This is a genomic window from Cohnella caldifontis (assembly GCF_029360585.1).
GTDB classification, from domain to species: domain Bacteria; phylum Bacillota; class Bacilli; order Paenibacillales; family Paenibacillaceae; genus Cohnella; species Cohnella caldifontis.
Map to the genome: position 1 here is coordinate 16,818 of NZ_JAQZSJ010000009.1, position 24,341 is coordinate 41,158.

Below are 24,341 nucleotides of genomic sequence, written 5' to 3' on the forward strand. Positions count from 1 at the left end.
TTCCCGCGGAACGCGGGCGCGTCCTAGGGGCGCCTCCCGCAGCCGGTTATTCGAACGCGGCAGGCTGCTCCCCGATCCGGAAACGGGAGATGCGGGCCTGCAGTTCCTCCGCTTCCCGAGCCAAACGTTCGGCCGAAGCCGCCATTTCTTCCAGCGCCGCGTTCTGCTTGACCACCGTCTCTTTCACGCCCAGCGTGCCGGCCGCCGCCCGCTCGGACACCTCCCGGATCCCTTCCATCGCTTCCGCCGCATCGCGGGCCAGCCGCGACAGCATTTCCGAGCGCGCGGTCATTTCTTCCGCTTGGCGGAACGCTTCGCGCACCGATTCGCCGATCCGCCCGAAGGCATCGCCGGCTTGGCGGACGATCGCGAGACCCGCGGATACTTCCCGGGAGCCGGAAGACGTTGATTTTTCCACTTCCCCCATCTCGAACTGAATGTTCTCGACCATCGCGCCGACCTCCTCCGCCGCCGCGGAGGTTTGCAGGGACAGCTTGCGGATTTCCTCCGCCACGACGCCGAAGCTTTTGCCGTACACGCCCGCGCGCGAAGCTTCGATCGAAGCGTTGAGCGCCAGCATGTTCGTCTGCCGCGCGATCGCCGCGATCGATCGGGCGATCCGGTCGATCTGCTCGGCGCGGCCGGACAGCCTTTGGACCGCGGAGGCGAGCCCTTCCATTCCCCGTCCGATCAAGCCCATCTGCCGGAGAACTTGCTCCATGAACGATTGGCCCTCGTCCGTCGCCGCATGGGCTTCCGCGGAGCGGCTCAGCACGATCCGGGACGCTTCCTCGATCTCCCCGGCGGAGACCGCCATGCGGTCCATGCCGGCGGCGCCGCGGAGCACGCTGTCCCTCTGCGCTTCGGCGCCGGCCGCGATTTCCGCCACGACCGACGCGATATGCTCCGACCATTCGCCCACGTGCCCGCTCCGAATCCGAAGCCGGCCCGTTTCTTCGGCTACCCGCCCGGCGCTGCGTCCCGCTTGCCGCAGAATGTCCCGCAGCCCTTCCTTCATCGAATGGAAAGCATCCGCCAGCTTGCGGAGCTCGTCCTTCGTGCGGACCGCGATCGCACTGCCCGTCAGGTCGCCCTGCGCGATGGCGTCCGCCGCTTCGACCAGCCGTTTCACCGGCCGGACGATCGTCCTCGACAGCGTCCAGCCGATCAGCACGGCGAGCCCGACGGCCAGCACGCTGAAGCCGATCGAGGCCTGAAGGAGAAGCCGAACGTTCGCCTCGTTGTCGGCCTTGGCCGACGCCAAGCGCTCCTTCTCCCGTGCGCTCACCGACGCGGCGGATTCCGCCAATTGGGCGGAGGTCGGAACCGCCCACATGCCGGCCTCGGTCCGCGCGAGATCCGGTTTGTTTTCCCGCACGTAGGAAACGACTTTCTCGACCAACCGGGCGAACGTCTGGTTGGACTCCTTCATGCGGGAAATGCCCTCATCATCCCCCGCGCGGTCCGCGGCCAAGGCGTCGATTTCCCGGCCGAGCCTGCCGTTCGCGTCCCGCAATTCCCGTTCGGAGTCCGCGTCCGGTTTCAACATATAGCCGTACAGCAGCCCCTGCTGCCGCTCCGCCAACGATTGGATGTCCGCGATCCGCTCCGAAACCGCGGCTTGCCTTGCCAGCAGGCGATCGTAGGTGTCTTGCACGCCGCTCATCAGCGTGCTGGCCATTCCGCTCGTTGCCGCCACCAGCAAGGCTACGGCCAGGAAAGCCCCGATCAATTTTCGACGCACCGGTCATCCTCCTTTCGCTTGTAAGCGCTGTCACGAAACTTCCGCGAAAAGGCCGCCGAAGCGGCAGCCCTTATGCGATCATTTTTTGGCCAAATATTTGCGGATATCGATCGAGACGGCCGCGACGATAATCAAGCCTTTAATGATCAATTGATAGTAGGGACCGACCCCGATGAACGTCAGCCCGTAGTTGATGACGCCGAAGATCAGCACCCCGGCCATGACGCCGGGAACGGTTCCGATGCCGCCCGTCGTCGATACGCCGCCGACCACGCAAGCCGCGATGGCGTCCAGCTCGTACATGTTGCCGTAAGCGCTGGACGCTCCGCCCGACTTGGCTGCCTCCAGCATGCCGGCCAGCCCGTAGAGCGCGCCCGCGATGCCGTAAATCCACAGCAGGTTGCGGCTGACGTTGATGCCGGAGACGTGGGCGGCCTGGACGTTGCCCCCGATCGCGTACATGTTTTTGCCGAGCCGGGTTTTATTGAAGATCACCCAGCAAATGACGGCGACCGCGATCGCGATGAGGACGAGATACGGCAGGCTGAAAGAGCCGATCTGGAAACTCCCGGAACCCCATTTGGTGAAATCGGAACGCAGGCCGCCGATCGGCTGAGAATTGTTGGGCGGCATGTCGAAGTAGAGGGAGTTGACGCCCAGCACGATGACCATCGTCCCCAGCGTCGTGATGAACGGCGGCACGTGCAGCTTGGAAATGACGAGCCCGTTGATCAAGCCGACGACCAGCCCCGCCAGAATCGCCAACAAAATCGGAACGAAAACCGGCAGTTCGTTCAGATGGGGAAAAAACTTCTGCGGATAGTCCGACATCTGCACCATCGAGGCGGAAATGACCGCCGCCAGCCCGACGACGCGGCCCGCCGACAGGTCGACGCCCCCCGTGATCAGCACGAATGCCGCGCCCAGCGCGATGATCGCCTTCGTGGAGTTCTGGTGCAGAATGTTCGTCAGCGTGCTGAGCGACAAAAAGTCCGGATTCGACAAGGAGATGCCGATCACCAGCAAGACCAGAACGACGTAAATCGCGTTCTCCGCAAGAAACGAGTTGATTTTTTTCACGTTTACGTTCATGCGATATCCTCCCGTTTCAGGCCGAATGTTGGGCGGCCAGCCGCATAATCTGTTCTTCCGTGGCGGTTTTGCCGTCCACGATGCCGGTCAGCCGGCCCTCGCACATGACCATGATCCGGTCGGACATGCCCAGCAGCTCCGGCATTTCGGACGAGATCATGATGATGCTTTTGCCGCTCGCGGCCAAGTCGGCGATGATCGAGTAAATCTCGTATTTGGCGCCGACGTCGATGCCGCGGGTCGGTTCGTCGAGCAGCAGGATGTCCGGCTGCGTCAGCAGCCAGCGGGCCAGCAGCACCTTCTGCTGGTTGCCTCCGGACAGGTACCGGATCAACGTCTTCATGGACGGCGTCTTGACGCTCAGCCGGCCGACGTGGCGTTCGGTATCTTCGCGGCGCCGCGCTTCGTTCAAGAAGCCGTATCGGGCATAGCTTTTCTGGTTGGCGATCACCGTGTTCTCGAGCACGGACAGCACGGGAATGATGCCGGTGACGCGCCGTTCTTCGGTAAGCAGGGCCATTTTGTGCCTGATGGCGTCCACGGGCCTGCGGATTTTGACCGGCATGCCGTTCAGCAGCATGCTGCCGGACGCCACGGAGCGGAGGCCGAACAGCGCTTCGATCAGTTCCGTGCGCTGGGCGCCCACGAGTCCTCCGACCCCCAGGATCTCGCCCCGCCGCAGCTCGAAGGATACGTCCTTGAACGACTTCGGAAACGGCGAGGTGAATCCTTCGACCCGCAGCACCACTTCTCCGGGCACGTTCTCCCGGTTGGGGTAACGCTGGGTCAGATCGCGGCCGACCATCCGGGAAATGATGAGGTCGGTCGTCAGCTCGGACGCCGGCCAGGTCCCGATTTTCCGGCCGTCGCGCATGATCGTGACGTCGTCCGAAATCCGCAAAATCTCTTCCATCTTGTGCGAAATATAAATGATCGCGACTCCCCGTTTTTTCAAATCCCCGATGATCCGGAACAAATGCTCCACTTCGTTGCCCGTTAGGGAAGACGTCGGTTCGTCCATGATTATCACTTTCGCGTTATAGGAAACCGCTTTGGCGATCTCGATCATTTGAATCTGGGAAACGGAGAGGTTGCCGATGATCGTATCCGGTTTCAGGTCCATGTTCAAATCTTCGAAAAGCTTCTCGGTATCGCGGAACATGCGGCCATGGTCGACGAACGGCCCCCGCATCGGGAACCGGCCCAGCCAAATGTTCTCCATGACGCTTCGCCGGGGGACCGGATGCAGCTCCTGGTGGATCATGGCGATCCCGCCGTTCAAAGCCGAGCGGGAATCCGGCAGATGCAGCTTCCGCCCGTTCATCCGGATTTCGCCCGCGTCGGGCGCGTAGATGCCGAACAGACACTTCATCAAAGTCGATTTGCCGGCGCCGTTCTCGCCCATCAGGGCGTGCACCGTGCCCGTACGAACCTGCAGCGTGACGTCGTTCAGCGCCTTGACGCCCGGAAATTCCTTGGAGACCCCGTCCATTTCCAGCAAATATTGCGGTTCCGTCATCTTACACACCCCTTGGCGTTCGGTCTCGCGGACAGGAAAACGGAGAAGCGGCGCAAGAGCAGCCGCTTCTCCGCCCCGTTTACTTGGCGTCGTTCATGTTGTCCTTCGTGATTTTCTTGTAAGGAACCCAGATGTACTTGCCGTCGGTGATGTCGAAGCCGGTGTTGTCCTTGGAGGGCGTCTCGCCTTTCGCCAAGGCTACGGCCAGCTTCAGCGTCGCGCCGCCTTGGTTCTTCGCGTCGTTGAGGACGGTGCCCAGCAGCGTGCCGTCGGACAGCGCCTGGAGAGCGGGAGCCGTCGCGTCGACGCCGACGACCGGCATGAATTTGTTGTCTTTGAAATAGCCGGCGGCTTTCAACGCTTCGATCGCGCCGAGCGCCATGTCGTCGTTGTTGGCCAGCACGGCTTCGATCTTGTCGCCGTGGGCGGAGAGGAACGTCGCCATTTTGTCCTGCGCTTTGACGCGGTCCCACATGGCGGTGTCTTCCGCGAGCTTCTCGACCTGGATGCCGGCGTCTTCGATTGCCTGGACGGAGAATTTCGTGCGGAGCGTCGCGTCTTGGTGGCCCGGTTCGCCCGTCAGCATGATGTACTGGATTTTGCCGTCCTTGTTCTTGTCGGCCTCGGGATGCGCCTTCCAGTAGTCGACGAGCAGCTCGCCTTCCATCGTGCCGGATTGCTCGGCCTTCGCGCCGACGTAGTAGACTTTATCCCACTTCTTCATGTCGTCCGCCAGCGGTTCGCGGTTGAAGAACACGACCGGGATGTTCGCGGACTTCGCCTTGTCGATGATGACGCCCGCCGCCGTGCGGTCGACCGGGTTGATCGCCATGGCGTTGTATTTCTTCGAAACGAACAGGTCGACCTTGTCGTTCTGGGTCGGCTGCGAGTTCTGGCTGTCGACGATGTCGACTTTGGCCAGGCCGTTCGCCGCGTCCGAGATCGCGTTGCGGACGCCCGTCATGAAGGTGTCGTCGAATTTGTAGATCGCGACGCCGATCGTCAGGTCTCCGCCGCCTCCGCCGGAGCCCGCGCTGCCTCCGTCGTCCTTCTTGCCGCAAGCGGACAGCGCCGTGACCGCCAATGCCCCCGCAATGACTACCGGAATCCATTTCTTTTTCATGCTTGGACCTCCTTGAATGGGTTCGGAAAAGTGGATTACACCGACGATTATGGCCGAATCGGCTCGGGAAGCGAATTGAAAATCCTCCTGTATATCATGAAAATCCTCATGACTATTTCCCGTGAATACCGGTTACTGCACGAACGGGAACAGCAGCTTCTGGTTGTCGGACCAGAACATGCTCTCCGCGTCGATCACCTTCGTGCCCGTGTCGATGCGTTTCTCCACCGGCTTGTGTTCCAGCGCCTCCACCGCCGTTTTCACGCCCAAATACCCGATGCTGAAAGGGTTCTGGATTACCGTCGCCTGAATCACGCCCTCCTGCAGCCACTCCAGCTCCTCCGGGCTGTTGTCGAAACCGACGAGCTTGATCCCGCCGATTCGCTTCATTCGGCTGATCTGTTCGGCCGCGCCCGCCGCCGCCGAGGCGTTCAGCGCCAAAATCCCGTCGAACGGCCCTTCCCGGGCGATCAAATCCTTCACCATATCGGCGCACTGGTGCGCGTCCAGACTGCAGGGCGCGGTACGGACGGCGAGAATATCCGGGTCTCCTGCCCACTCGTCGAGAATTCCGCGTTCCCTCTCTTCCGTATTCCGCGCCCCCTTCAAGTAGCCCAAGATGAGAAACCGCCCCTGGCCGGTCGCGATCTCCTTCATCTTCCGGGCGGCTTGCCGCCCGGCTTCGTAATTGTCGATGCCGACGAAACTGCGGATCTTGCCGGAGTCGATCTCCGACTCGATCGCCACGACCGGCACGCCTCGGCTTTCGGCGCTTTCCGCCGGCGCCGCCAGCCGTTCGTAATCGCTCGCGGCGATCACCATCCCGTCCACGCCGTACGCCAGGTAGCGATTGACGCGGTCGATCTGTCCCGCGACGTCGGTCTCCTGCTCCGGCGCGTCGAACGTCAGCTTGACCCCGAGCTCTTTCGCGGCGGCTTCGGCACCCATTTTGACCGTGCTCCAGAACTCTCCCCGGCTTTTGGCGATCAACGCGATTTCCTTCTGCGAATCCTCGGCGCTCGGGATTTCCCCTTGGCGGGTACATGCCGCAAGCAGCGCCATGGCGAATAGGGCGGCGCTCAGCCGAATCCGGAATCCGGTCATTGGCGTTCCTCCTCCCGCAGGCAGGGAAGCCAGACGTCCACCGTCGTCCCTGCCTCCCGCTCGCTCTGGATCCGCAGGCCGTATTCGTCGCCGAACTGCAGCCGGATCCGTTCATGCACGTTATACAGTCCGATGCCGTTCTCCCGGACGCCGCCCGCTTTCGGTCCCTCCAGCAGGCCCGCCAGCGTCTCCGGTCCCATGCCCAGACCGTCGTCCTTCACCCGCAAGCGGAGCTTGCCTTCCACGACCGCCGCGGAAATCGCGATGAACCCTTCGTCGGCGCCCGGCTCGATCCCGTGGTAGATGGCGTTTTCCACGAGGGGCTGCAGCACCAGCTTCAGCGTCAGGCAATCGAGCGCGGCTTCTTCCGCTTCGATGGCGTACTCGAATTTGTTTTTGTAGCGCATTTTCTGGATGATCAAATAATGCCGGACATGCTCCATTTCGTCGGCGACGGGGATGACGGTCTTGCCCTTGGATAAGCTGATGCGGAAAAACTTCGACAGCGACGTGATCATGGTAATGACTTCCTCGTTCTTCCCCGTCCCCGCCAGGCGGACGACCGAATTCAGCGTGTTGTACAGGAAATGGGGATGGATCTGCGACTGCAGCACCTCGAGTTCGGTTTTCCGCTTGGCCTCCTGTTCGTGGATGATCTGGTTCATGAGCTCCCGGATCCGCGTCACCATGAGATTGAACCGGCGGGACAGCCGGCCGACCTCGTCGTCCCGGCGGATCGGCACGAGAATGTCGAAATTGCCCCGCTCCACCAGCTGCATCGACTTCTCCAGTCGTTTGATCGGCTGCGAGATTTTGGCGGACATGTACCAGGTGATGAGCAGCACGAAACCCATGACCAACGCGAGCAGCCAGACGAGAAAACTCGTGATTTCCTTGCGCGTCGTCACCACTTCGTCCATATAGGAGACGCCGACGATTTTCCACCCGACGTTGCCCACGGTCTGGATCGTGATCATCCGGTTCTCGCCCGTCGAATCGTCGTAGTAACTGCCGTACGTGTATTTCAGGGCTTGCTCCACGTTCTCGTATTTCAGGCCGGCGTAGATCAGCTGCTGCTGAGGATGGTAGATGATGTTGCCCGCCGATTCGTCGATGATGTAGGCGTAGCCCTTCCGCCCCAGCTTGACGCTGCGGGAGAGGTCGTCGATCATTTTGAAATTGACGTCCACGAGCAGAACCGCGTTCAGATCCCGGCCGCCCATGTGCAGCGTGATGCCCTTGCTCATGGACACGACCCATTTGTACTGCCCTTTGAAAAGGTTCTGCACGTGCGGCACGGAAAAGCTGAGATGGTTCGGGTTCTCGACGGCGGAGCGGAACCAGCTCTGGCTCGTGAGATGCGTATTGGACCGCATTTCCTGCGAAGGAAGGGAGGTCATCCGCTGTCCCGCTTCCGTGAACAAGGCGATGGTGACCAAGTCTTCCCGCGTGCTGAAAATGGTGCCGAGCTGCTCCGACAGCAGTTGGTTCGGGAACGCCTCGCCCTGCCGAACCTTCTGCTCCACGGCGGAGAAGACGGTTGCCATGCTGCGGATGTAATATTCCAGGTTGGACGCCACTTGGTAAATGACCTGCTGGTTGCTCTGGACCGTGTTCTTCTCCGCGGTCCGGTTGAATTTGTCGTACAGGACGGCGCTCACGAAGAAGACGACCACCGCCGTCATGGCCGTGAAGGATACGGCGATCAAAAACTGCATGCTCTTGAAGCTGTACAGCCGGCGGATTCGCAGCCCTTTCACGTCGCGGCTTCCCCTCTCGCGCGGCTCCGATAGTCCTTGGGGGACACGCCGACTTGTTTTTTGAAGCTGAAGCTGAAATAGTTCGGATCCGCATAGCCGACCTTCTCGGCGATTTCGAACGTTTTGAGGTCCGTGGAGAGAAGCAGTTCTTTGGCCGCTTCCATCCGAATCTGGAGGAGATAGGCCATGTAGGTCATTTTCGTCTCCCGCTTGAAAATGCTGCTGAAGTAGCCGGGACTGATGTGCAAATGCGAACAGACGCGCGCGATCGTGATGTCGCAGTCGGCGTAATTCCGCTTGGTGAAAGCTTTGGCCTCCTCCACGAGAGAACGGTACGTCGTTTGGCGGTTCGACGCGATCCGGCCCATCAGCTCGGCGCAGGTGCGGATCACCCAATCCTGGGCATCCTGCAAACTCGCGAATTGATGCATGTCTTTGAGAGGATTCGTGCCGGCCCATGGATCGCCCGGCTGGTCCTCGACGTCTTGGGCGGCCTTCAAGATGACGGCCAGCAGCTGGTGCATGAAAATTTGCGCGTCGCGGAAATTGGCTTCCGAGCCCGCGTCGTGCAAGGGGGCGAACAGCTCTCGGACGATCGCCTCCATTTCGTCCGCCGTGCCGACTTTCAGGCAGCGGGCCAGGGCCTCTCCCTGCAGCTCGTCGAAGCGGACGGGAGCGCCGTGTTTGGGGCGGATTCGGGTTTCGACGTCCTCGATGGAAATGGCCCGATTGCCCCCCAGCAGCAGCCGGTAATCGAGCGCGGCCAAGGCGTCGTCGTATGCGTATTTCAGCTCGGCGGGACTGGAGACGACCGAGCCGATTCCGGCGGTGACGGTCAGATTGAGAAACTTGCCGACGTTCTGGCAAGCCTCTTCCAGGATCGCGGCCGTGCGGCCGCGGATGATGTCCGGATCGGCCGCGTGCGGAGGAGAGAAGGTCAGGACCGCGACCAGCTCGTTATGTTGGAAGACGAGTCCGGACCGCTCCCGGACGACGATCTCCTCCGCGATGTTGCGGACGGCGAACCGCCGCAGTTCCTCGTCGGCGGATTGAAGCGCGGTCGCGGACGACGCGGGCAGCGGAGCGGGGTCGTCCAGTTGGAGCACGGAAACGCAGAACAGCCGGGGAACCTCCAGGTCCCCCAGTCCGTAATGCGCCGTTTTTTCCCGGATTTCCTTTTCCGGCAGTTTGCGGGAGACCAGCGTCCCGAGAAACAGCTCGCGGAGCAGCGGAAGGCTGCGAAGGTAGTGCGCCTTCAAGGTGTCGAGGTTTTCCCGTTCGGCGATTTCCGCGTCCAACCGGTCTTTGACTTTCCTTAGCGCTTGAAGCAGCTCCGCGGACGAGAACGGTTTGAGCACGAATTCCTCGACCTGCAGATGGATGGCTTTGCGGGCATATTCGAATTCGTCGAAGCCGGTGAGGATGATGATTTTCGCCCTCGGGTACAGCCGGCGGATTTCCTCCGCCAGCTGAAGGCCGTCCATAAACGGCATCTTGATATCCGTCACGACGACGTCGGGGGCTTGCTTCTCCGTCATTTCCAGCGCTTCCCGCCCGTTCTCGGCCACGTCCGTGACGCGGAAGCCCGCGGCCTCCCAGTCGATTTCCCGAAGCACGCCTTCCCGAACGTCTGCCTCGTCGTCCACCAATATCAGGTTATACATGGCCGGAGTTGCCCCCTGTTTCGTTATGAATGCGTTTACAGGGTATTGTAGCATGAACGATTTGGATGGGGGAGAGGGACGAGGGACAAAGCAGCTTTGAGAGAGGCATTGGGGGAAAGAGCGTCCCATCGCCTACCAAACTTGCCCAACGAGCGCTGCAACCCGTCATCCGACTCCAAACGCAAAACGGAGGCCGCAGCCCCATTCCGGCCGTGCCTCCGTCCGTTTTCTCCATTCCATCAGATACCCCATGCGGGATTCCGGCCTCGCCATCCAACCGCCGCGCTACGAGGCTTCCTCCGGAGGCGTCAGCACGATCTTGCCGTCAACGACCTCCAACTTCACCTTGTTTTTGTCCTTCACGCCGATCGCCTCCAAATAGCCGGCCGGCACTTGCAGGCGTCCCGCTTTGTCCAGCACGGCGTATTCCACGTGGGAGTCCTCCCCGGGATCGGCCGGCGCCGCGCCGCGCTCGAGTTCGGCCAGCTCCTCGGCGTACGAGCGCTTGCGCAGCATTTCCGAAGAGATTTTCCCGTCCCGGATGGCGACGACGCGGTCCACTTTCTTGGCCAGATGCGGATCGTGGGTGACGATGACGATCGTGATGCCGTACGTCCGGTTCATTTCGCGGAACAGGTCCAGGATCTGGTCCGCCATGCGGGAATCGACGGACCCCGTCGGCTCGTCGGCCAGCAGCAGCTTCGGCTGGTTCGCGAGCGCGATGGCGATCGCCACGCGCTGCTGCTCGCCGCCGGACAGCTGGTGCAGCTTGTTGTTTTTGCGGTGCGTGAGCCCGACCGCTTCGAGCAGCTCCAGCGCGCGCATCCGCTTGCGGCGCCCCCGGAGCAAGATCGGCAGTTCCACGTTCTCGAGCGCGGTCAGGTAGGGAATCAAGTTGCGCGCGTTGTTCTGCCAGACGAAACCGACGCTTTCCCGTTTGTAGCGCACGAGGTCCGGCTCGGACATTTTCAGCATGTCTTTCCCGTCCACCGCGAGCGAGCCCGCGGAGGGCCGGTCAAGCCCGCCGAGCATGTTCAGCAGCGTGGATTTGCCGCTTCCGCTGTTGCCGATGATCGCCATCATCTCGCCCGTCTCCACGCGCAAATCCAACCCTTGCAGCGCGAATACTTCCAGATCCGCCGCCTTGTAGATTTTGACCAGTCCTTCGCAATGAATCACGGCTTAATCCTCCCCGAGCTTCAAGGCTTGATGGATGCGGATGCGGGACAGCATGTAGGCGAGAATGCCCAGGCCCAGCAACAGCATGAAGCCGACCGTGCCGTACAGCCGGACGAAGTCGGCCGATTCGAACAGCACCCGGAACGGAGGCACCATCTGGGCCGGATCGAACGCGATCTGGAAGTTCGGCACGTACAGGCGGCTGGCCAGATGCCCGACCAGCACGCCGATCAGCACGGCTACGCCGGAAGTGAGCAGCTGTTCCAGCGCGAGCATGCCGATCAGCTGGCCCAGCGACAAGCCGAACGCCCGCAAAATGCCGTTCTGCAGCGTGCGCCCTTTAAGAGACAACACCCAATACAGCAAAAACCCGACGAAGCTGACGAAAATCGAAAGGAGGAATCCGAGCGTCAGCACCCCGTTCAGCGAGAGCAGGAACGGGTCGTTCTTGGCCCGGACGAGATCCGCCCGCGTGTTCACGACATTCGTCACGCTCAGCTTCGCCTTCTCGATTCCTTCGTACAGCGCTTCGGTGGAAGCGCCCGGCGCCAGCTTCAGCCATACCTGGTACGGCTCCAAGCCCAGTTGCAGTTGGATGCGGGACAAGTGGCCGACGATCAGCATCGGCGCGTTCGTCTTCGTGTCCTCGTCCGCCGCGTTGACCGACCCCAGCGGGGGATTCGGATTGAAGGACGGAAAATAGTCCACGATGCCGTAAACGGTGAAAGGCTGTTGGTCGGTTCCATCCCAGCCGACGAAGATCGTGTCGCCGGCTTTCACGTTCTTCTGCTCCGCCAGCGATCGGGAGATAAGCACGGCCTTGGAATCGCCGGCGATCAGATTCAAATATTCGTAAAACGGATATGGCAGCAGGCCGTTCGGAAACCAGGCGGTTCGCCCGAATTCGTCCGTGTCGATGCCGATGAGCTTGGCGGTGCCCGACTGTTGTTCTCCCGCCCCGAAAAACGCGTCTTTCTTCACGAATACTTTCGCGGTAGCCTCGACGCCCGGCAAATTGGCATAAGGCTCGTACGGCGGTTCCAAATAGTGGACGGGACCTTTGGAGAGGGGTTGGGCGGCGGGCGCTCCCCCTCCCATCGGGGGTCCTCCCATCGGCGTTTCCGGCGGCTTGTCGTTCGGCCATTCCGACTCCAGCACGAATTCGGCCCCGTTCGCGTACCGGATCCGGTCCTCGGTATTGTGGTTCAGCGTGCGCGCCGCGCCGGCGCTGAACACGCCGATCGCGATCGTCATGATCAGGAACACCATCAGGAATTGGTATTGGCTGTTCGACCGGCCGACTTGGATGAGCGTCGAGTACAGGGAGGGAGGCCACCATTTGCGGCCCAGCCAGTAAACCAGGCGCAGCGCGTAGGGATACAGCCGGAGCAGCAGCAGCCCCGCGCCGAGCACGAACAGCGCGGGCACGACGAACTGCAGCGGGTCGAGACTCAGGGAGTCCGCGCCGAGCCCCAGATTCCGGGCATCCTTGAGCTTCGTCCGGAACAGGTAAAGGCCGTAAATCGACACCCCTAAAGCCAGCACGTCCAGGAACGCTTTATGCCATAAAGGGACTTTCTGCACGCGGGCCAACTGCTGCTTATGGCTGACGATCGACGCGCGGGTGGCGAGCAGCGCCGGAATGAGCGTCGTCAAGAAAGAAGCGGCCGAGGCCAAGCCTCCGTAGCGCCAGGCTTCCGCGTTCAGGTGCACGGCCATTCGGGCCCGCTGGACGAATTCGAGAAATCCGTTCGAAGCGCCCAGCATTTTCGTCAGCGCCGTTCCGATCGGCGGGCCGAGCGCCCAAGCCGCGGCGCCCAGCAGCAGCCCTTCCGCCGCGAAGGACGCGGCGATCTGCCAGCGGGCCGCGCCGCGGCTGCGCAGCACGGCGATTTCGTTCTTCTGCCGGTCGACGATCAGATTGGAGACCATGAACATATAGAACGCCAGCATGATCAACACGGGGACGTTCAAGGACCACATCAGGATGCGGAGCTTCGCCGCCCGGTCGAAGTATTTCTCGATAATGGGAAGCGAAGGAGCGTTGAACTCGATCTGGTATCGTCCCACGGCGGCCGCCAAAGCGTTCCGCAGCTTCTTGTCCGTGTCCAGGAACCCCGCCACGTTCCGAAGCTCCAGCTTCGTGTAGTCCATCACGAAGAACCAACCGGCCGTCGTCAGCGGAATCCGGCTTTGATCGACGAACTCCGACCGGAACAGCCGCTCGTTCATGACGAACGCGGAATTCAGGTCGCTGAGGTTGGGAGTCCGGAAATACGGATCGTCGTCCGCCTTCTTTTCGAACACCCCGACCGGCTTGATTTTGATCGTGCCTTTGACTTTCTCGTCGCTCACGACCAGCACCGTGTCCAGCACCAGCTTGAGGTTCCCCAGCGCGCGTTCCGTGAGCAGCACTTCATAGACGCCGTCGACCGGGTGGTCGGCGGGCAGCCGGCCGTCGATCAGGCGGATGTGCTCTTCCAGCCCGCTGTACATCCGGAAGGAGGCGCTGGGCTTGTTGCGGAGCGTCTCGTTGCGGGCTTGTTCTTCGTAGCCGAACAGAAAGGACTGGGTGCGTCTGTCCGCGACCAGCTCCTTGATCGGAATCCCGAACCCGCGCTCGGCGTCCTCGGCCATATACCGATCGAGACCAGCGAGCGTCGCGCGGCGCTTTTGTTCCGTCTGGTTGTAAAAATTGACCTGCGCCCAGTAAGCTCCCGGGTAAACGCCGGATTTGGTCTGGGAAGCTTCCAGATCCTTGACCAGCATGCGGGATAAAATGGCTTCGGAATAGATCGGCATGGTGCTGACGAGCGCCACGGTGAGGAGCATGCCGAGAAACAGGCTGACGACCAGCCATCGGTTCTGCAGCATTTTGCGAATGATCATGACGAATAAAGCCACTGGAAAACCTCCCCGGAAACATTCCCCCGAAAGTGACGCGAAGCTTGCGGCTTATTCCTCTCGGCGGAGCCCCCAGTTAAAATGGCGAAACGGCGTTACTGCAGGATCACGTCCTGCCCCTCTTCCAAGCCGCTCATGATCTCGACGGAGGTCGAAGTGGTCAACCCCTGCTCGACGTCGATTTCGCGGATCCGCTTCCCGTCCTCGAGCACCCGGACGAACGTCCGGCCTAAGTAAGACCGCAGGCCGCTTCTCGGGATCTGCAAGACGTTATCTTTCTTCTGCGTGATAATGGAGATTTCGACCGAGCTCCCGATCTCGGCTTCTTTCGGGAGGGCGGCAACGTCGACGTACAGCGTTCTGGCGTAACGGTCCGCCAAATCCTTATTCATCGTCACCGGAGCGGAACTGGGCGTCTGCACGACTTTGCCTTGCACGGTTTCCTTCCCGAGCGTCACCTCCGCGGCCATGCCCACTTCGGCGTCCTTGATATCGGCCGAATTGTCCACCCGCAGCGCCACCCGGAGCTTGGCCGGATCCGCCACGGTCACCAGCGTCTGGTACGCTTCGACCGGATCGCCTTCCTTCAGGCTTTCCACGAAAGTGACCTGTCCGTCGATCTTCGCGCGCAGGATCCGGCTGTCGAATTGCTGTTTCAGGCGCTCGTATTTCATCTGTTCGAGTTCCATTTGAAGCTCGGCGACGCGTTGCTGATCCTCGCCCGCTTCCCTGGCTTGGCGCCAGGCCAGCCTGGCTTTCTCGAGCGCGAGCTCCTGCTCCTTCAGCTGGATGTCCAAGCCGTCCATGATCAGCTGTACGAGCACGTCGCCTTTCTTGACCATGTCCCCGGACTGGACCGGAATGCTGTCGATCCGGCCGCCGTTTCCGGTAAATTGCGCGATGTCGGTCGATACCGATTCCAGGTATCCGATCCCCGCGATCCGCTTGACGATCGTTCCTTTCTCCACCTTGGCGGTTCGATAATTTTCCTGGGCCGGTTTCACCAGCGGGGGCTTCAGCTCGCTTTCCTCCTTGGGCAGCAAGGAACACCCGGCCGTTGAAACCGCGAGCATGGCCGCCCCCGCAAGCAGAAGGCCGGTCTTAAGGCATCGCGACAATTCGTCCATCCTCCAATTCGTAGACTTGATCGACGATGTCCATGATCGCCGGATCGTGCGTCGTTAGAATGACGGTCATCCCTTGCTGAACCAAATCGCGGAACACCTTGATGATCTGCAGGCCCGTGCGGCTGTCGAGCTCCGCCGTCGGTTCGTCCGCCAGCAGCAGCTTCGGCCGGTGCGCGATCGCCCGGGCGATCGCCGTGCGCTGCTGTTCCCCGCCCGACATCTCGAAGGGGCGGTGATGCATCCTCGCCTTGAGGCCCACTTGACCCAGCGCTTCCGCCGCGGCATCCTTCCGGTCTTTCGCCGGAACTCCCGCGATCCGCAAGAGAAACTCCACGTTCTCGTAAGCGGACATCAGCGGAAACAGCGCGAACGACTGGAAGACGAGCCCCATTTCCTTCCGGCGGAGGTCGCCCCGCTCGCGCTCCGACAGGCCGCCCAGTTCCCTTCCCGCGAACGAGATCGTGCCTTCGTCGGGACGGTCGAGGGCCGCGAGCAAGTTGATCAGCGTCGTCTTGCCGGAGCCCGATCGGCCTTTGAAAGCGACCAATCGGCCCGGCGCGATCGAGAGATCGACGCCGTCCAGCACGGTAACGGCCGCCGTTCCCCGCCCGAAAACCCGCTTAATGCCGTCGGCCCGTATCATGGGCGGAGTGGCGTCCATCCGTGCGGCTCCCTCCTTTTTTGCGCGGTCCCGTTCCGGGAACGCGGGCTGCCGATTGCCGTTCCATCAACACGGGAAGCACCCTTTCCATTGTTCCGTTTTCGCCTTGCAGCAATCGTTGCAGCAGGATGACGGCTTTGGCCGCCCCCAAATCGCGGGCAGGCCGGACCGTCGTCAGCGGGGGCATCGTATAGGCGGCGCACGTGTCTCCGTCATACCCGAGCACCGAAATCCGGTCCGGCACGGGGATGCCGTTCCCGGCCAAAGCCTGCAGGGCCCCCGCCGCCATCAGGTCGTTCCCGCAGAACACCGCCGTCAGGTCGGTTCTCCGGCGGAGCAGTTCCGTCATGGCGCGGCTCCCGCTCGAGCCGGAGAAATCCCCGTCCGCGAGCAGGTCCGGCGGATGCTCCAGCCCTCTCTCCCGCAACGCCTGGCAGAAGCCGGCGTACCGTTCCCGGCTGATCCTCAGCTCCTTCGGTCCCCGGATGTGGCCGATTACCCGATGACCGTCCTTCAGCAGCCGTTCGCCGGCCATACGTCCCCCCTCGAAGTCGTCGGACACGATCGCGGAGCAGCGGGGGCCTACGGCGCCTTCGAAGTTGACGCAGGGAATGCCCAGCGCCAGCGCCTCCCGCATCAACGGGTGATCGGCGGTGAACGCGGGCAGCATCATGCAAGCCTCCAATCCGCGCGAACGGATCCAATATCCCAGCTTGCCCGGGGAATAAGAAAGCAGCGGAACGGAGAAAAAGAGGGTGTCCATCCCGATCCGCTGCAGCTCCCGTTGGACCAGCGGCAGGAAATGGACGAAGCTGTTGCTTGCCTCGAATTCGAATTCGGGCATCATGACTCCGACAAGCCTGCTGCCTTTGCCGACCAGCTGCTTCGCCCCGAAGTGGGGGACGTACCCGAATTCCTCGGCCTTCTCCAAAACGCTTTTTCGCGTGGCTTCCTTCACGCCGCGCACCCCGTTCAACGCGCGGGAAACCGTGCTGGGCGAGATCCCGAGCGCTCCGGCGATCGTCCGGATGACCGGCGGGCCATCCCGGGGAGCGCCGGTGAAACCTTTCGCGTAAGACGGTCGCCGGTCGGACATGTCGTGACCTCCTCCGCATCGCGCGGGCCGGAATGAAGGTGGAGAAACGGCGGTTTGCAAACGTTTGCAATTCTGATTTCCAATATAAGGATTGGGCTCCGAATCTGTCAATGACTGTTTTTACGGGAAAAGAGTCGCATTTTACGAACGCTCCGCGATGTGCGGGTTGCGGTCTGTTCGATGTTGTCGTATCTTATGTGTAGATAGGAAAATAATTTTCGCGGAAATAAGTATATGTAGGAAATTTATTTTCTTGAGGAGACGATCGTTTTGAGCATTCTTTCCGCGATCCGGGAGAACATGGACAGCCTGCACCCGAAGGAAAGGGAGCTGGCGGCCTTCATGCTCGAGCAGCCCCGGGAAGCCGTGCAGCTGAGCATCACGGAGCTGGCGCGCCGCGCGGGCGGCAGCACCTCGACGGTCTCGCGGTTCTGCCGGACGTTCCATTTCCGGAATTTCCCCGAATTCAAACGCCAGCTCGCGGCCGAGCTCGCCGGTTCGCCCATGCCCGCGCAGTATCAGGACATCGTGGCCGGCAATCCGCTCCCCGACATCGTCCACGCGATCACGGCCAACCATCTCCGCTCGCTGGCCGACACGACCCGGCTGTTCGACCTGGAGCAGCTCCGGCGGGCGATCGGCGGCCTGCACCGGGCCGCGCGGATCGACCTGTACGGCTCCGGCACGTCCGGCTTGGTCGCCCAGGATTTCTGGAGCAAGCTCATCCGGATCGGCAAAGCGGCCGCCGCGTTCTCCGACCCCCACATGCAGCTGACCTCGGCGTCTTCCCTGTCGCCGAATGACGCGGCGATCGGCATTTCCTATTCCGGGGAAACGCCGGAGACGATCCATTCGCTCCGCAGCGCGGCGGAACGGGGAGCCCTCACGATTTCGATCACGGGGTTCGGCACGAACACGCTCGCCTCCATGGCGGACGTCTCCCTGTTCACGTCGACGGCGGAAGCCGGCATGCGGCGGGGGGACATGGCTTCCCGCATGGCGGCGCTGCACGTGGTCGACATCCTGTTTACCGGGCTGGTCAGCGAGCATTTCGACGAGTATGTCCCCCGCCTGGAGCGTTCGTTCCAGACGGTGCGCAAATATACGAGCAAAAAGGAGAAACAACCGCGATGAACGTTTGGGTATACGATTCCGACGACAAATTGAACGAAGCGGGGGCCGGCATCATCTCCGGCATCGTGCAGACGAATCCCCGGGCGGTGCTGGGCCTGGCGACGGGCGGCACGCCCGTCGGCATTTACAAGCAGCTGGTCGGCGACTTCGAGCGGGGCATGTTCAGCTTCCGCGGGGTGACGACGTTCAACCTGGACGAATACGTCGGCCTTCCGGAAAACCACCCCGAGAGCTACCGCGCCTACATGAATGAGCATCTGTTTCGGCATATCGACTTGCCGAGCGGGCAGGCGCACATTCCGGACGGCAACGCGCCCGACCTGGAAGCGGAGTGCCGCCGGTACGACGAGCGGATCGAGGATGCGGGCCAGCTCGACCTTCAGCTGCTGGGGCTCGGCCATAACGGGCATATCGGCTTCAACGAACCGGCGCATGCGCTGATCAAAGGCACGCATGTGGTCGATCTCGCCGAGGAAACGCGCAAAGCGAACGCCCGGTTCTTCCCCTCCCTAGACGAGGTGCCGCGCCAAGCGCTGACGATGGGCGTCGGCACGATCCTGAAGTCGAAAACGATCCTGCTCGTCGTCAAAGGCGCCGACAAAGCGGACATCGTCCGGCGGGCGCTTCAGGGGCCGATCACGACCGATTGCCCCGCCTCGCTGCTGCAGACGCATCCCCATCTCGTCGTGCTGCTCGACCGCGCGGCCGCGGAGAAGCTGTCATGAGCGGGGCCGCGGAATCGGTTATCGTCGCCGGCGCCCGGGTCGTGACGCCGGCCGGCGTTCTGGAAGCCGGCTGGCTCTGGATGAAGGACGGGAAAATCGCGGGGATCGGCGGCGAGGAGTCGCCGTTGCCGGAGGAAGCCGCCGGCGGGCGGGAAATCGACGGCGCGGGCGGATGGGTGCTGCCCGGCTTTATCGACATGCACGTGCACGGGGGAGCGGGCTTCGACTTCATGGACGCCGACGCGGAACAATTGCGGGCCATTACCCGGTTCCATGGAGAACACGGGACGACGGGGATGCTCGCGACTTCGCTCACCGCCCCGAAAGACCGGCTCACCCGCGTGTTGGAACGGGTGGACCGGTTCATGCGGGGAGAGATGCCTTACGCCCGGTTGATCGGCGTCCACATCGAAGGCCCGTTCGTCAGCCTCAAGTGGAAAGGCGCGCAGAACCCGGACTATATCCTGCCGCCGCAGTTGGACTGGCTGGAGGATTGGGCCCGGGCCTATCCCGGGCTGATCAAAATGCAGACGCTGGCTCCGGAGACGGAGGGCGCGATCCCGTATATCGAAAAGCTGGCGGAAATCGGCGCGATCCCGGCCTGCGGCCACACGGACGCCGTGTACGAGGAACTGGGGAAAGCGGCGGATCACGGGCTGCGCCACGCGGTGCACACGTTCAACGCCATGCGGCCCTACCATCATCGCGAGCCCGGCACGGTCGGGGCGGTGCTGACCGACAACCGGATCATGGCGGAAGTCATCGCGGACGGCCACCATGTCCATCCGGCCGGCATCAAGCTCTTGGTTGCCGCGAAGGGCACGGATCGCGTCATCCTGGTGACGGACGCCATGACCGCGGCGGGAATGCCCGACGGCGAGTACGACCTCGGCGGGCTGCCCGTCGTGATGGCCGGCGGGGTCGCGCGGCTGAAGGACGGCGGAAGCTTGGCCGGCAGCACGCTCACCATGATCGACGCGTTCCGGTTCATGGTGCGGGAGATCGGCGTCAGCGTCGCCGAGGCGAGCCGGATGGCCAGCGCCAACGCGGCGCGCCAGCTGGGCATGGACGGCTCGGTCGGCACGCTCGAGACCGGCAAGCGCGCCGACGTCCTGCTGCTGGACGATTCGTTGGAGCTGCGCCGGGTCTGGGTCGGCGGGCGGGACATTCTGGCTTGACGGCGGAGCCGCTGTCGATCGGCATTCCGCGTCAACATCCCCGGTAACGACAACAACCCGCGGATCGAGGGAATCCGCGGGTTGTTCGTTTTCGCTCACGCCACCGATGTCGAGTCGAACGTCCTTCTGACGCAACATCCGCCTACACCGCCGCTCGGCACGTTCCTAGCGCATTCTCTCTCGACGCACCATTTTCTAGCCGCCCGTTTCGCCGCAGGGGGGAGTTTCTCCCTCTGCAGTGCCGCCCGCCTACTTTCGACGCCTAGATTGGAGTTTCACCCTTTGCTCACTCGCGCCCTTCCCCTCCCTCCCTTACACATTTTTCAGCAGATATTGACATTTTCGCTTATAATGGAGCCAAAGAACCATGGACAACCAGGAAATGGGGAGACCGATGATCCGAATCGTGATCGCCGACGACCAACGCTTGCTCCGCGACGGCCTCCAGACGATGATCAATCTGTCCGACGACATGGAAGTGGTCGGACTGGCGGAGAACGGACGCAAGGCGCTTGAACTGGTAGATTCGCAACGCCCCGACCTCGTGCTGATGGACATCCAGATGCCCGAAATGGACGGGATCGAATGCACCCGCAAAATCCGCGCGAACTACCCGAATACGAAAGTGCTGATCCTGACGACTTACCCGGAGGACGAGTACATCATCGACGCGCTGGTCGGCGGCGCCGGCGGCTTCCTGCTTAAGGACCTGCCCGGCGATAAAATCATTTCCGCGATCCGCGACACCATCGACGGGACCCTGCTCATGCCGACCGCGATTTCGGCCAAGCTGGCCGCCCGGCTCGCCGCCGGTTCGCATGCGGCCCCCGGCCTTGCATCCCCGCTTGCGCCGGATAAGGATCCCGGGCTCACCGAACGCGAATGGAAAATCGTCGAGCTGATGGCCGAAGGCAAGAGCAACCGCGAAATCGCCGCCCGCCTCTTCATCAGCGAAGGGACGATCCGCAACTACATCAGCATCATCTACAGCAAAATCGGGGTCAACGACCGCTTGAAAGCCGTCAACCTGCTCCGGGAATGGCTGTCCCCCAAAAACTGATCCTTCCGAACGGAGGCTGCTGCTTCGGTGCTGTCCGCCCTGCTGAAAAAATGGATGCTGAGGACGGGCCTTGTCCTGCTGCTGATCGCAGGCTGGTCCGTCCCGCTCCTGTTTCTGAACGATACGACCAATGCCCGGTTCACCAATTTGAGCGGCAGCCCGGAATGGCAGTATCACGAAGGCGACCTTCCGCTGTCCGCCATCCAAAACCCCACGTCGATCAGCACCGAGTGGACCCCGCTTCAGGACGCGAAGCCCCGCCTTTCCGGGCCCGGTTACTACTGGCTGAAAATCGACATCCATGCCGAGCCGTACCGCGATCCCCATCTGTTCATCAGCGACCTTCGGCATTACCAGGCCTACTATAATGAGAAGCTGCTCGCGGAAACCAACTTCGACCCCATGAACCCGCGCTTGCTGGAGCATTTCGAGTGGAAGCTGGTGTCGTTCTCGTTCGGCTACCCCGAAGAACCGCTGCTGCTTCGGGTCTATTCCGACGACGGCAAAATCAAAACCGGAACGATCCAAATCGGCAACGCCGCCGACTTCATCGTCCGGATCCTGCACAAAGACGGCGACAAAATGCTGTTCGGCGTCATTTTCACGCTGCTCTGCATCGTGGCGGGCCTATTTTATTTCAATACGCGGAAAAAGCTGTATTCGTATTTCAGCCTGCTCGCTTTTTGCGCCGCCTACGCCGCGATGTGCCGGACGTTCGCGCTGGGATTGTTCGTGCACGTGCCGACCTTGATCTATTTCCACGAGCTGATGCTGCCGCTGGGTTCTTTCGCGTTTAACGGTTTCTTCAACCACCTGTACGGCGGAGCGACCCGTTTTCACCGTACCGTCCGCTATTGGATGCTCGCCTTCACCCTCGTCTGCTTCGGCGTCGGGTGGTGGGACAACCGGCTTTATCACGCGCTTCTTTACGATTTGTTCCCGGTGCTGTTCCTGATGCTGATTTTCTCCTCCGTCCGGCTGCACTCCCGTAAAATCAAGGAACAGCCGAGCCGGGAATCGGCCATCATCGTGTTCGGCTATGCCGTGTCCAACATCTCGACGTTCTTGACGTCCCTGCTGCTGATTTTTCCCGAACTGAGGACGTATTTGTCCCGGCACCTGCCCTGGCTTGAGCCGTATGTCCGCGACGACCAGCTGCCCGTGTTCACGGGATTGTTCGTGTTCCTGTGCTGCATGGGCTCCATCATCCTGTTGCGGGAGAACGAAGTGCACCGCCAGGTCCACAGCTACTCGCGCGAGCTGGAGGACAAGAACCGCAAGCTGGAAGAGCTCGACAAGCTGAAGGACGAATTCCTGGCCAACACGTCGCATGAGCTCCGGACCCCGCTCGGCGGCATCATCGGCATCACCGAGTCGCTGCTGGAGGGGGTCGCCGGACCGCTGAACGAGCTGGCGCGCAGCAATTTGGCGATGGTCGTGGCCAGCGGCAAACGGTTGTCCGGCCTGATCAACGACATTCTCGATTTCTCCAAGCTGAAGCATGCCGACGTCTCTTTGGTCATCCAGGGCGTCGATCTGAAACGGACCGGGGACAGCGTGGCGAACGTGCTGCAGCCTCTCGCCGTCCTGAAAGACATCCGGCTCGCCAACCGGATCGACGACCGCCTGCCGCTTGCCGCGGCGGACGAGAACCGGGTGCTGCAAATCCTGTACAATCTCGTCGGCAACGCGCTCAAATTCACGGAGAAGGGACAAGTGGAAATCTCCGCCGAGGTGGACGACGGCTGGATTTACGTGTCGGTCTCCGATACCGGGATCGGAATCGCGGCGGACAAACAGGACAAAATTTTCGAGCCGTTCGAGCAAGGGGAAGGATCCGCCTCCCGGGAATACGGGGGTGCGGGACTAGGCCTGGCCATCACGAAAAAACTGGTCGAGCTGCACGGCGGAAAAGTCGGTCTCGTCTCCGCGCCGGGACGCGGCTCCATCTTCACGTTCACGCTGCCGGTCGCGGACCGGGAGCTGCAGGATGCCGCCCCGCCTGCCGAACGATCCCCGGCGCAGGCGTTCGCGCCCGCGCTTCAGCCGGCGGAGAACGCGTACGGGGAGCCGCCCGGCGCCGCTTACGCCGCCGTCGCGACGGAACCGGCGGCTCCCCGCGTATCGGCTCGCAGCGAAAGTGAGACGACGCTGCTCCTCGTAGACGACGACCCGGTTAACCTTCAGGTGCTGACCAACTTTTTGGCCGCCCAGCCTTACACCCTCGTGAAAGCGGCGGGCGGAGCGGAAGCGCTTCGGCTGATGGAGAAGGGGCTTCGGCCGGATTTGGTGCTCACCGATCAGATGATGCCCCGGATGACCGGGCACGAGCTTTGCCGCCGCATCCGGGAGAAATACACGCCCGCCGAGCTCCCCGTCATCGTCCTGACCGCCAAAAACCAGGTGAACGATCTCGTGGAAGGGTTCGACGCGGGGGCCAACGATTATTTGATCAAGCCGGTCGCCAAACGCGAATTGATCGCCCGGATCGAGATGCACCTCCAATTGGCCGAATTGACCGGGTCTCTCGAACGCAAAGTGCGGGAACGCACCCGCGAGCTCGAGGAGACCCACCTCCAGCTGCAGGCCGCCATGCGGGAATCGGCGCAGGCGATGGCCGAAGCCTCCGTGCTCGAGGAGAGAAACCGAATCGCCTTCGACATCCATAATACGGTGGGTCACACGCTGACCGCCTGCATCGCGCAGATGGAAGCTGCCAAGATGCTGATCGCCCACGGCCGGTACGAGCACGCCGTCCCGAAGCTCGACACGTCCCGCGAGTTGGTCGGCAAAGGGCTGCAGGAGATCCGCGAGTCGATCCGGATGCTCAAGCTCGAAAGCTCCAGCGAGAACTTGTCCGTGACGCTCATGCGGCTGATCCGGAAAACCGAAGAATCGGCGGACGTCCGCATCGAGGCCGACATCGCCGCGCTGCCGGCGCTCGGTTCGACGCAGAAACGGACGATCTACCACGCCCTGCTCGAAGGGCTGACCAACGGCATCCGCCACGGAAAAAGCCGCTCGTTCACGTTCACCTTGACCCAAGGAGGCGACAAGCTGCTGTTCCGCCTGGCCAACGACGGAGAGCCGATCCCGGAGGGAACGGCTTTCGGGTTCGGCATGACGGCGATGGAAGAGAACGTCCAGCAATTGGGAGGAACGCTTTCGCTGACGTCTACGGGAGAACGCGGCTCCCTCCTGTCGATCGACATCCCGCTGGACTGGCGGGCGCAAGCGCGTTACGTGGAGCAGGGCGATTGAATTCCTCATT

At 62.1% G+C, this 24,341-nt stretch carries 17 protein-coding genes; 5 read left to right on the forward strand and 12 right to left on the reverse strand.

All coding sequences use genetic code 11. From position 1 onward, the window contains the following. Nucleotides 1–46 precede the first annotated feature (46 nt). From PTZ19_RS13950 to PTZ19_RS14005, 12 genes are all read right to left on the reverse strand, one after another. Nucleotides 47–1,744, reverse strand: coding sequence for a methyl-accepting chemotaxis protein (locus PTZ19_RS13950; RefSeq protein ID WP_276355482.1), 1,698 nt, complete (start codon nt 1,742–1,744; stop codon nt 47–49). A 78-nt stretch (nt 1,745–1,822) separates the two neighbouring features. Next, complete coding sequence (gene mglC, locus PTZ19_RS13955; protein ID WP_276355483.1) at nt 1,823–2,836, reverse strand: galactose/methyl galactoside ABC transporter permease MglC; 1,014 nt, start codon at nt 2,834–2,836, stop codon at nt 1,823–1,825. 16 nt (nt 2,837–2,852) lie between these two features. Continuing rightward, on the reverse strand, nt 2,853–4,355 hold the full coding sequence (locus tag PTZ19_RS13960) for a sugar ABC transporter ATP-binding protein (protein ID WP_276355486.1): 1,503 nt from the start codon (nt 4,353–4,355) through the stop codon (nt 2,853–2,855). 79 nt (nt 4,356–4,434) lie between these two features. Further along, entirely contained in the window at nt 4,435–5,478 is a 1,044-nt protein-coding gene (locus PTZ19_RS13965; protein ID WP_276355489.1) for a galactose ABC transporter substrate-binding protein, read from the reverse strand. Nucleotides 5,479–5,610: 132 nt separating this feature from the next. Continuing rightward, the gene (locus PTZ19_RS13970) at nt 5,611–6,582 is read right to left on the reverse strand and encodes a substrate-binding domain-containing protein (protein WP_276355491.1); all 972 of its coding nucleotides are present in this window, start codon (nt 6,580–6,582) and stop codon (nt 5,611–5,613) included. Then, nucleotides 6,579–8,300 carry a cache domain-containing sensor histidine kinase gene (locus PTZ19_RS13975; protein WP_276355828.1) on the reverse strand — a complete coding sequence of 574 codons (1,722 nt, stop codon included), beginning with the start codon at nt 8,298–8,300 and terminating at the stop codon, nt 6,579–6,581. The genes PTZ19_RS13970 and PTZ19_RS13975 overlap by 4 nt, the downstream gene beginning before the upstream one ends. 38 nt (nt 8,301–8,338) lie before the next feature. Further along, a complete protein-coding gene (locus PTZ19_RS13980; protein WP_276355493.1) occupies nt 8,339–10,006 on the reverse strand; it encodes a response regulator in 1,668 nt (555 codons plus the stop codon). A 285-nt stretch (nt 10,007–10,291) separates the two neighbouring features. After that, a complete protein-coding gene (locus PTZ19_RS13985; protein WP_276355496.1) occupies nt 10,292–11,185 on the reverse strand; it encodes an ABC transporter ATP-binding protein in 894 nt (297 codons plus the stop codon). A 3-nt stretch (nt 11,186–11,188) separates the two neighbouring features. Further along, nucleotides 11,189–14,089, reverse strand: a complete 2,901-nt coding sequence (locus PTZ19_RS13990; protein ID WP_276355498.1) for an ABC transporter permease — start codon at nt 14,087–14,089, stop codon at nt 11,189–11,191. A gap of 95 nt (nt 14,090–14,184) precedes the next feature. Further along, nucleotides 14,185–15,207, reverse strand: a complete 1,023-nt coding sequence (locus PTZ19_RS13995; RefSeq protein WP_276355500.1) for an efflux RND transporter periplasmic adaptor subunit — start codon at nt 15,205–15,207, stop codon at nt 14,185–14,187. Continuing rightward, entirely contained in the window at nt 15,191–15,877 is a 687-nt protein-coding gene (locus PTZ19_RS14000; RefSeq protein ID WP_276355502.1) for an ABC transporter ATP-binding protein, read from the reverse strand. The genes PTZ19_RS13995 and PTZ19_RS14000 overlap by 17 nt, the downstream gene beginning before the upstream one ends. Continuing rightward, the gene (locus tag PTZ19_RS14005; protein WP_276355504.1) at nt 15,837–16,973 is read right to left on the reverse strand and encodes a LacI family DNA-binding transcriptional regulator; all 1,137 of its coding nucleotides are present in this window, start codon (nt 16,971–16,973) and stop codon (nt 15,837–15,839) included. Before PTZ19_RS14005 ends, PTZ19_RS14000 begins: the two co-directional genes overlap by 41 nt. A gap of 270 nt (nt 16,974–17,243) precedes the next feature. On the opposite strand from PTZ19_RS14005, the gene PTZ19_RS14010 reads away from it, so the two are divergent. From PTZ19_RS14010 to PTZ19_RS14030, 5 genes are all read left to right on the forward strand, one after another. After that, nucleotides 17,244–18,107 carry a MurR/RpiR family transcriptional regulator gene (locus PTZ19_RS14010; protein ID WP_276355506.1) on the forward strand — a complete coding sequence of 288 codons (864 nt, stop codon included), beginning with the start codon at nt 17,244–17,246 and terminating at the stop codon, nt 18,105–18,107. Further along, the gene (nagB, locus tag PTZ19_RS14015; protein ID WP_276355509.1) at nt 18,104–18,832 is read left to right on the forward strand and encodes a glucosamine-6-phosphate deaminase; all 729 of its coding nucleotides are present in this window, start codon (nt 18,104–18,106) and stop codon (nt 18,830–18,832) included. The genes PTZ19_RS14010 and nagB overlap by 4 nt, the downstream gene beginning before the upstream one ends. Next, nucleotides 18,829–20,010 (forward strand): N-acetylglucosamine-6-phosphate deacetylase, encoded by a 1,182-nt coding sequence (gene nagA, locus PTZ19_RS14020; protein WP_276355512.1) that lies wholly within the window; start codon nt 18,829–18,831, stop codon nt 20,008–20,010. The genes nagB and nagA overlap by 4 nt, the downstream gene beginning before the upstream one ends. Before the next feature lie 367 nt (nt 20,011–20,377). Further along, the gene (locus PTZ19_RS14025) at nt 20,378–21,070 is read left to right on the forward strand and encodes a response regulator transcription factor (RefSeq protein ID WP_276355515.1); all 693 of its coding nucleotides are present in this window, start codon (nt 20,378–20,380) and stop codon (nt 21,068–21,070) included. A 27-nt stretch (nt 21,071–21,097) separates the two neighbouring features. Then, the gene (locus PTZ19_RS14030; RefSeq protein ID WP_276355517.1) at nt 21,098–24,331 is read left to right on the forward strand and encodes an ATP-binding protein; all 3,234 of its coding nucleotides are present in this window, start codon (nt 21,098–21,100) and stop codon (nt 24,329–24,331) included. The last annotated feature ends 10 nt before the right edge of the window (nt 24,332–24,341 follow it).

Coding starts and splice junctions, on each gene's coding strand:
- PTZ19_RS14005 (WP_276355504.1), bottom strand. CDS start 16,973: ATGTCCGACCGGCGACCGTCTTACGCGAAAGGTTTCACCGGCGCTCCC.
- PTZ19_RS13960 (WP_276355486.1), bottom strand. CDS start 4,355: ATGACGGAACCGCAATATTTGCTGGAAATGGACGGGGTCTCCAAGGAA.
- PTZ19_RS14000 (WP_276355502.1), bottom strand. CDS start 15,877: ATGGACGCCACTCCGCCCATGATACGGGCCGACGGCATTAAGCGGGTT.
- nagA (WP_276355512.1), top strand. CDS start 18,829: ATGAGCGGGGCCGCGGAATCGGTTATCGTCGCCGGCGCCCGGGTCGTG.
- mglC (WP_276355483.1), bottom strand. CDS start 2,836: ATGAACGTAAACGTGAAAAAAATCAACTCGTTTCTTGCGGAGAACGCG.
- PTZ19_RS14025 (WP_276355515.1), top strand. CDS start 20,378: ATGGACAACCAGGAAATGGGGAGACCGATGATCCGAATCGTGATCGCC.
- nagB (WP_276355509.1), top strand. CDS start 18,104: ATGAACGTTTGGGTATACGATTCCGACGACAAATTGAACGAAGCGGGG.
- PTZ19_RS13980 (WP_276355493.1), bottom strand. CDS start 10,006: ATGTATAACCTGATATTGGTGGACGACGAGGCAGACGTTCGGGAAGGC.
- PTZ19_RS13965 (WP_276355489.1), bottom strand. CDS start 5,478: ATGAAAAAGAAATGGATTCCGGTAGTCATTGCGGGGGCATTGGCGGTC.
- PTZ19_RS13975 (WP_276355828.1), bottom strand. CDS start 8,300: ATGCAGTTTTTGATCGCCGTATCCTTCACGGCCATGACGGCGGTGGTC.
- PTZ19_RS13970 (WP_276355491.1), bottom strand. CDS start 6,582: ATGACCGGATTCCGGATTCGGCTGAGCGCCGCCCTATTCGCCATGGCG.